The 7,863-nt window shown below is 63.2% G+C and carries 7 protein-coding genes; 2 read left to right on the forward strand and 5 right to left on the reverse strand.

The features are described 5' to 3' along the window. Positions 1 to 44 precede the first annotated feature (44 nt). The gene (locus B384_RS17770) at positions 45 to 1,100 is read right to left on the reverse strand and encodes a phosphatase PAP2 family protein (protein WP_192813063.1); all 1,056 of its coding nucleotides are present in this window, start codon (positions 1,098 to 1,100) and stop codon (positions 45 to 47) included. Between the two features lie 147 nt (positions 1,101 to 1,247). Here B384_RS17770 and B384_RS0104795 point away from each other — a divergent pair, with 147 nt between their 5' ends. Continuing rightward, on the forward strand, positions 1,248 to 1,802 hold the full coding sequence (locus B384_RS0104795) for a GNAT family N-acetyltransferase (RefSeq protein WP_019482002.1): 555 nt from the start codon (positions 1,248 to 1,250) through the stop codon (positions 1,800 to 1,802). Here the strand turns inward: B384_RS0104795 and B384_RS21390 are convergent. From B384_RS21390 to B384_RS0104815, 4 genes are all read right to left on the reverse strand, one after another. Next, positions 1,799 to 2,125: a CDGSH iron-sulfur domain-containing protein gene (locus B384_RS21390; protein WP_337459685.1), complete on the reverse strand. Its 327-nt coding sequence runs from the start codon at positions 2,123 to 2,125 to the stop codon at positions 1,799 to 1,801. The genes B384_RS0104795 and B384_RS21390 overlap by 4 nt on opposite strands. Continuing rightward, positions 2,074 to 3,117: an iron-containing redox enzyme family protein gene (locus tag B384_RS0104805; RefSeq protein ID WP_026040974.1), complete on the reverse strand. Its 1,044-nt coding sequence runs from the start codon at positions 3,115 to 3,117 to the stop codon at positions 2,074 to 2,076. The genes B384_RS21390 and B384_RS0104805 overlap by 52 nt, the downstream gene beginning before the upstream one ends. Before the next feature lie 91 nt (positions 3,118 to 3,208). Continuing rightward, a complete protein-coding gene (locus B384_RS0104810) occupies positions 3,209 to 4,180 on the reverse strand; it encodes an acetamidase/formamidase family protein (protein ID WP_019482005.1) in 972 nt (323 codons plus the stop codon). Positions 4,181 to 4,604: 424 nt separating this feature from the next. Then, complete coding sequence (locus tag B384_RS0104815; protein WP_019482006.1) at positions 4,605 to 5,339, reverse strand: glutamine amidotransferase; 735 nt, start codon at positions 5,337 to 5,339, stop codon at positions 4,605 to 4,607. Positions 5,340 to 5,466: 127 nt separating this feature from the next. On the opposite strand from B384_RS0104815, the gene B384_RS0104820 reads away from it, so the two are divergent. Continuing rightward, on the forward strand, positions 5,467 to 7,806 hold the full coding sequence (locus B384_RS0104820; RefSeq protein WP_019482007.1) for an FdhF/YdeP family oxidoreductase: 2,340 nt from the start codon (positions 5,467 to 5,469) through the stop codon (positions 7,804 to 7,806). Positions 7,807 to 7,863 lie beyond the last annotated feature (57 nt).

A 7,863-nucleotide genomic window follows, 5' to 3' on the forward strand; every position in this document is an offset into this window, starting at 1 on the left:
CCGACCCGGTTTTTTATCGGTCTAAAATTTCCCCATCCTGGGCACTAGGCCGTCGGACGAAGCATCGCGATCTCCCGGCGCCGACCCGGGAAACGGATGATGCCGGTGGCCAAAGCCGCCAACCAGACGGACAAGCCCCCGATTGCAAGGCCTGCCGGAACGTCGAGGATGTAGTGCCAACCGAAATACACGGTCGCCAGGGCGGTCAGCGCAACGTAGGCCCACATCAACCATCGAACCGGCCTGGGCAAACGGACTAGCTGCGCCATCAAGGCCGCCGTGAACACGATTGACACATGCAGGGACGCGAATGCCGCAATGCCCTGGACCGATTCCGTCGCATGAGGATCGACAAGGACGGCCAGCCGATTGTCGTAGAGCGAATCCTGCAAGTCCGACGTCGCGGTGACCGGCAGGTCGGTGAAGGACGACTCCTCTACGTAGATCGGGCCCAAGGACGGAAGCAGATAGTAGGCCGCGGTACCGAGAATCCAGTTGAAACAGAGAGCGCTCACATACCAGGCTCCGCGGGAAAGGTCATCGGACCAGACCATCGCGACGGCAAGCGACACGGGGACAAAAATCAGGAACGACACGTACACGACCGACAGTAATTCGGCCGCGAAACCCGTTCCCAACACACTGTGAAGGACGTCGCCCGGGTTATTGCCCCCAGCGAACCATCGATCGGTGGTTACCAGCATGGAGTCCGTCAGACGGTCCCGAAGAAATGGCAAAAAGCTTTTCAAATTCCGATACGCCACATATGCGAGGTAAAAACTCGCCATCCCGGCAGTAATCGCAGCAATTCGATGTAGCGTCCAGCGTGATTTGATCACCGCTCCGGCGGTGCCCAGCATGCCCTTGACCGAAGGTCGCTGTGCGAACACTCGTGGCACAACATCAGCGATCATCACCAGGAGAACGATCAGCGGCAGCCGCACATAGCTCGGGCCCAGGAAGCCGTCAGGATCACGCACGGGCAGCCCATTAATGACAGCCGTGATCAGCATCAGTCCCATGAAGGTCACCGTGGTGATCAACGGGATGCCGAAAAGCCCACGCCATGGAGAGATCTCCCGCGCGGATTTAGTATTCACTGTCATCATCTATCGCTATCAGTTAAGTTGATTTGCCAAAACAATCTGTCATGGCAACTAATCAGTTCCTGTTCAGGATTATGCAAAAGAATCTTCAAGGTCATTGCGGACCAGCAGAAGCCGGAACCCACGACCCCGCGTGAGAATATGGATCCCGTGAAGCTACTCATCGACCGGGCCACCGCCGACGACGCCGACCGGCTCACCGAGCTCGCCGCCGTCACCTTCCCACTGGCGTGCCCCGCGTCGTCGCGACCCGAAGACATTCAGCACCACATTGCAACCGAACTCTCATCGGCCCGGTTCCTCGAACATTTAGCGGACCCGGGAAAGACTTTGCTGTGCCTGCGCGAAAAGGACCGCCTCGACGCCTACAGCATGCTCATCGCCGGCGACCCCATCGATGCCGGCGTTCGGTCGTCCTTGTCGACGTTCCCCACCATTGAGCTGAGCAAGTTCTACGTCCACCCCGATCACCACGGCCGCGGACAAGCCTCCGCCCTGATGCAGGCAACCCTTGAGACTGCCGCTCAGGCTGGCGCCCGAGCCGTATGGTTGGGCACCAATGACGAAAACCATCGGGCCGTGCGGTTCTACGAGAAGCACGGCTTCACCAAGGTGGGTGTGAAGACGTTCCGGCTCGGCTCCGGCGTCGAAAACGACTTCATCCTCGAACTGGTCCTGCCGACGCCGCCAGCCTAGCTTTCGGGTTCAGTCCTGAAGTTGATCATCTTATGGCTGCCGTCGCAATACGGTTTGAGCGTCGACGCGCCACACCGGCACAGGGCAACGGTCTTGCGGCTGCGACGCAGCTGATTGCCGTCCGGATCCACGATGTCGAAGTCCCCGCGAACCAGCAGCGGGCCGTTCGGGAATGCGACGATCGTCTGCCGCGGACCGGTCGAATCGCGGGTGTCCCCAGCAGGTCCGTCAGCCGAAGCGTCGTCGTCGCACCCCTCCGGCGCACACCCACTCATGCGGAGACCGCGGCGGCCGAGTACAGCGACGACGCGTCTGCGTTCCACGCGTCGAGGATGTGAGCGGTCATCCAGGTGTCGACGACGACAGCCGCCGCCGCACCGAAGAACACATCCGCGAGCAGCTCGGGCTCGGCCTCAACCAACCCGCCGGCGAGATCCCTACCGGCGATCTGCTCGTGCACGGCGTCGGCCTCCACATGCTCGTCGAAGTATGCGGCGACCGCGTCGTTGTACCCCAAGCGCCGGAAACCCCTCGCATACATCCGATTCGCCAACGATGAAGTCATCTCGTAGGACGCGAGGTGCCCCACGATTGCGCCGCGCAGCCGCCGGTTGAGCCCAAACATCGACATCAGGTTCGACGACGCGAGGGTGATGGCGGGGACGTCGTCGACGTAGTGGCCGTAGCCGTCGTCGAGCCCGACGCCGCGCATTGACTGGGCGAAAAGGGCCGAGTGCATCCGGTCGGGGGCTCCGCCACCGTATTCGTCCGCCTGGATCTCCACCATGGCGGCCTTCGCCCGGCCGGTGAGGCGGGGAATCGCCCAGGTGTGCGGGTCGGCTTCCTTCAGCGTGTAGATGGACTTCTGGATCAGGAACTCACGGATTTGCTCCTCGGTGGCTTGCTTCGCCACATACTTCGACATGCTCGGGCCGCCGTCGGCGCCGGTGAGCTCAAAGAGGCCAGCAGCGACACCGGCGCTGGTGGGTGCTGGCAACTCCGGCAAGGTCACCGCGGAGTGCAGTTGCGCCTCGTAGGCGTGCTCCAGGAGGCGGCGGGCAGCGATCAGGTCAGGATTCCATTCCCAGTCGTCGCTGGCACCGTCGATGCCGCTGTAGTGCAGTTCGAACAGGCAAAACAGGGTGAGCTGGAGGTCTTCGTCGAAGGCGAAGTCGCTGGTTGTTGCAAGCGCATCCCGCACCGCGCCGGCGAGCGCGGCGGCCGGCGCCGGGAGCTCGGGGCCGCTCTGCTCCGGACCGGTCAGGATATCCAGGAGCAGGGAGCTCACCGGACCGCGTGGCTGAGGTTGTTTCATGACGGGACCCCTATCGTTGGGCAGTCAAATGTTAGGTATACCAAGTCCTAAGTATACTTGCTATCCAGCGGGGTGGGCGCCGATAGGCCCATCACACCGCCGGCGACTCCCGCACCGCGTCACGTCCGAGCACTGCATGCACGCCCCAGGTTTCGTTGGCGATCTGCGTAATCCGCAGGTCCACGACCGTACTCGCCAGGGCCAGCACATGCGTGCGTTCCATGCTGTACAGGTCCTGCATCCAGGTCAACATGGCCTTGAGTGCTTCAGCGGTCGCGAGATTGAGGTCGGCGTTGAATCCAAAGGTGATCCGCGCCGTCGGCGTGATCGCATGGATGGTCTGCAGGGGTGCATCGACGACGACGTCGAGCACCAGGTCCGTGGTCATTCCGCACTCGATCGCGGTGCCGCCGACCTCGCCGTCGCCCTGCGCGGCATGCCCGTCGCCCACACTGAGCAGCGCACCTGGCACGGTCACCGGGAGGAACAGGGTGGACCCGGCGGTCAGTTCCTTACAGTCGATGTTGCCGCCGCTGTCGGCGCGCGGAGGAGTAGTGGTGAAGTCGCCGGGACTGTTTGGCGGCACGCCCACGACGCCGAGGAACGGGTTCAGCGTCACCGTCTGGCCCAGCTGGTTGGAGGCTGTCCCCTGCTGCACATCGACATCCCACAGGAGCCACTGTGGGACCCCGCCGTCGACGTCGAGCAGCCGGGTGAAGCTGTCGTCTTTCCGCCCGGCGTTCGTGAAGCCCCATGGGTCGGGCGTGAGCGAGACGAAGGTGACGGCCAGCATATCCCCGGGCTTGGCGCCTGCGACGGCGATGGGCCCGGTGAGGCAGTGCCCCTTCCGTTCGGCGAAGAGCTGAGGTTTATCCTCCCCGGGAACGGTCTGCCGCTCCAGATGCCCCCAGGCGTCAAGTGACCTGACCCGCACCGAGTCGCCCGGGTGCACCGTGAGCACCGGTGGGGTATCGCGGGAGAAGATCTGCGTGGCGGTGGTCAGCGTCGGCTCAAGCAGGTGGGTCTCGGTGGCAGTCCTGGGATCAGTCATCGGGTCAGTCATGGGTTCAGCCTACGATGCACCCTCCCCGTGGCCGGCACTCCGATCAAGCCCATCATTCGGCCGCAGCCTGAGATCTCGTCCGATCTCAGGCTGTTCATCCGGCCGGGACGGTACCAGGGTTCAACGGTGCGGCCAAGCATCCGTTCTGTTCGGTGCGGATAGGTATCCGTTTCAAATGATGCATGCAACGCATGCACTGCATGCACTTCCGGTTTCGGTAGATGCATGCAACGCATGCACTGCATGCACGTTTCTGGACGACACCCCGGGTCAAGGCCTTCTAAAGGGCGAGACTAATGGCGAAACAGGAGGCGAAAACGCCTTAGCACCCTGTCCCGCAGGGTCGCAGGGTCGCAGGCCCATTAGTTCATCGCGATTGTTCACCAACGAACCGAAGGCGCGGAGCGTGAGTGCTCGCGCTTAGCTAGGCCGTCGCGTACCGGCTGACAAAGTTCCGCAGGATCGTCGCCGGCCACTGGACCCGCGCCGAGCGGGCGCGACCCATATAGTCTTCAGCTTCAGCCGGAGGGAAGTACCCGGCGTCGCGGTAGATGTCGATGCGCTGGATCAGCCCGTCGACGTCGAGCTCTGGATGGAACTGGGTGGCATAAAGGTTGTTGCGGATCCGGAACATCTGGACCGGGCAGGTTGCCGATGACGCAAGCAGCACCGCGCCGTCGGGCAGGGTGGTGCAGGCTTCCTTGTGCCCCACGAAGGCGTCGAACGACGACGGCAGCCCGGCCAGTAGCGGATCCGCAGCGCCCTCGGCGGCCAGCGTGATGGGCACCGCCCCGATTGGTTCGGAAAAGGTGCGGTCAATCACCGCACCCTGATGACGCCCCAGGGTGCCCACCCCGTAGCAGGCGCCGAGGAAGGGGAAGTCGGCGGCGACAACCCGATCCAGCAACCCGCCGATATCGCGTTCCACCCGCCGCTGGACCTCGGACTTCTGGTGTTCCGGGTCGGATGAGTTGAACGGGCTGCCACCCACCATGATGCCCGAGTAGTGCTCCAGGTCGACATGCGGCAGAGGGCCGGATTCGGCGCGCACGCGGTGTAGCTGGTTCGGCTCAAGCCCGCCGAAACGCTGGAACGCCTGGTACTCGCCGTCGGCGGCGGCGTCCTCGGCACGGGTGGCAATCAGCAGAAACGGTTTCACCTGTCGAGACTACTGCCCTGATGGGTCAGATATGCACGAGACTCGGCCCGCGACATCGACCGGACCTTGCGGTACGCGGCGCTGCCTGCTAAGTCTGGGGTATCGAAGTAAGAAAGAGAAGTGGAAAATGGTCCGCACAAATCCGCACGTAGAAGAAGCCGACGAGAGTGACATCGAGGTTGGCAAACCCAAGGAATGGGCCGCTGGTGTCCCGGGTGTCATTCACTCGATGCAGCCGGCGATCAAGCATATGGGCCCTAACCGGACACGGAAGACCCTGCTCGCACTGAACCAGAAAGATGGCTTCGACTGTATGAGTTGCGCCTGGCCCGATCCGGGAAAGCGTAGCAACTTCGAGTTTTGCGAGAACGGTGCCAAAGCTGTCACCTGGGAAGCAACTCCAGTACTGGTGGCCTCCGAGTTCTGGGCTGAGCATTCGATCACTGACCTGCTCACCAGAAGCGAATACTGGCTGGGCATGCAGGGGCGTCTCACCGAGCCCGTCTACAAGCCTGCCGACAGCGATCATTACCAGCCGGTCAGCTGGGAAAAGGCGTTCTCGCTGGTCGCTGACAAGCTCAACGGTCTGGAGAGCCCGCATCAGTCGGCGTTCTACACCAGTGGCCGCGCGTCGAACGAGGCTGCGTTCGCGTACCAGCTGTTCGTCAGGGCCTTCGGCACCAACAACCTTCCCGACTGCTCCAACATGTGCCACGAGTCCTCGGGCTGGGCCATGGGCCAGACCATCGGAATCGGCAAAGCCACAGTCGCCTACGATGACTTCGCCAAAGCCGACCTGATCATCATCATGGGACAGAACCCGGGCACCAACCACCCCCGGATGCTCACAGCGCTGGAGCACGCCAAGGAGAACGGCGCCGAAATCGTCGCCATCAATCCCCTGCCCGAAGCTGGCCTGAAACGGTACAAGAACCCGCAGGAGATCAAGGGAGTCCTGGGCCGCGGCACCGAGATCGCCGACCAGTTCATGCAGATCCGCATCGGCGGCGACATGGCCCTCATGCAGGCGATCTGCCGGCGGGTCCTCGACGCCGAAGCGGAGAACCCGGGAACGGTCCTGGACCACGACTTCCTGGAAAAGCACACCCAGGGTCTTGACGAGCTCAAAGTCAGTCTGACCCAGCTGGATGAGGGCGCTGTCCTCGAGGCAACAGGACTGACCGTCGAGGAAATCGACGAGTTGGCGGCCCGCTACATCAAGGCCGACAAGGTCATCATCACCTGGGCCATGGGCATCACGCAGCAGAAAAAGGGCGTGGCCACCATCAAGGAGATCATCAACCTGCTCCTGCTGCGCGGCAACATTGGCAAGCCAGGCGCCGGTGCCTCCCCGATTCGCGGGCACAGCAACGTCCAGGGCGACCGGACCATGGGCATCTGGGAGCAGATGCCGCCGTCGTTCCTTGACGCCCTGGAAGAGGAGTTCGGCTTCGACCCACCCCGTGACCACGGCATTGACGCTGTGGAGACCATCCGCCAGATGCGCGACGGCGGCGTCAAGGTCTTCCTCGCATTGGGCGGAAACTTCGTAGCAGCGATCTCTGACACCCACGCCGCCGAGGAGGCCATGCAGGCCACCGATATGACGGTGCAGATCTCGACCAAGCTGAACCGGTCGCACGCGGTGATCGGCAAGGAAGCGCTGATCTTCCCGACCATCGGCCGGTCCGAGATCGACATGCAGGCCAACGGCCCGCAGTTCGTCACGGTGGAGGACACGGTTTGCGCCGTGCACCCATCGCACGGCACCGTTGATCCCGTCGCACCGAACCTGCTCTCCGAGGTGGCCATTGTTAGCCGCCTCGCGCGCGCCGTCCTCGGCGACAAGGTGAACGTGGACTGGGATGGGTTCGAAGCCAACTACGACGTGATCCGCGAGCACATTTCGCACGTCGTTGACGGCTGTGAGGATTACAACCAGAAGGTTCGCCGGGAAGGCGGATTTGTGCTGCCGAACGGACCACGCGATTCACGAACCTTCAGCACCCCCACCGGCAAGGCGATCATCACGGTGAACGACCTGCAGCCGGTCGAGCGTCCCGCAGGCACCCTGATCCTGCAGACCCTCCGCTCACACGACCAGTTCAACACCACCATCTACGGTCACAATGACCGTTACCGGGGCATCAAGAAGGGCCGACACGTGGTGTTCGTGAACCCGGAGGACCTGGCCGAGCTGGGCTTCTCTGACGGTCAGTACGTGGACATCCGCGGCGAATACCAGGACGGCCGGGAACGCGTGCTGCGGAACTGGCGCGTGGTCTCCTACCCGAGCGCCCGTGGCTGTGCCGCCGCGTATTACCCGGAGGCCAACGTGCTGGTGCCCCTGGAGGAGCTCGCGGAGGGCAGCAACACGCCCATGTCGAAGGCAGTGATCGTGCGGCTGGAGCCGACCAAGGGCGACGCGACGTCATCCGCCGCAGCCGCGAAGGCTTCCATCTCGTAGCCCCTCTCGTAGCCCAGCGTCCAGCACAGGGCGCAAAAAAGTGGCTCACCCGCAGGA

This window comes from Arthrobacter sp. TB 23, from assembly GCF_000294595.1.
Lineage (GTDB): Bacteria > Actinomycetota > Actinomycetes > Actinomycetales > Micrococcaceae > Arthrobacter_D.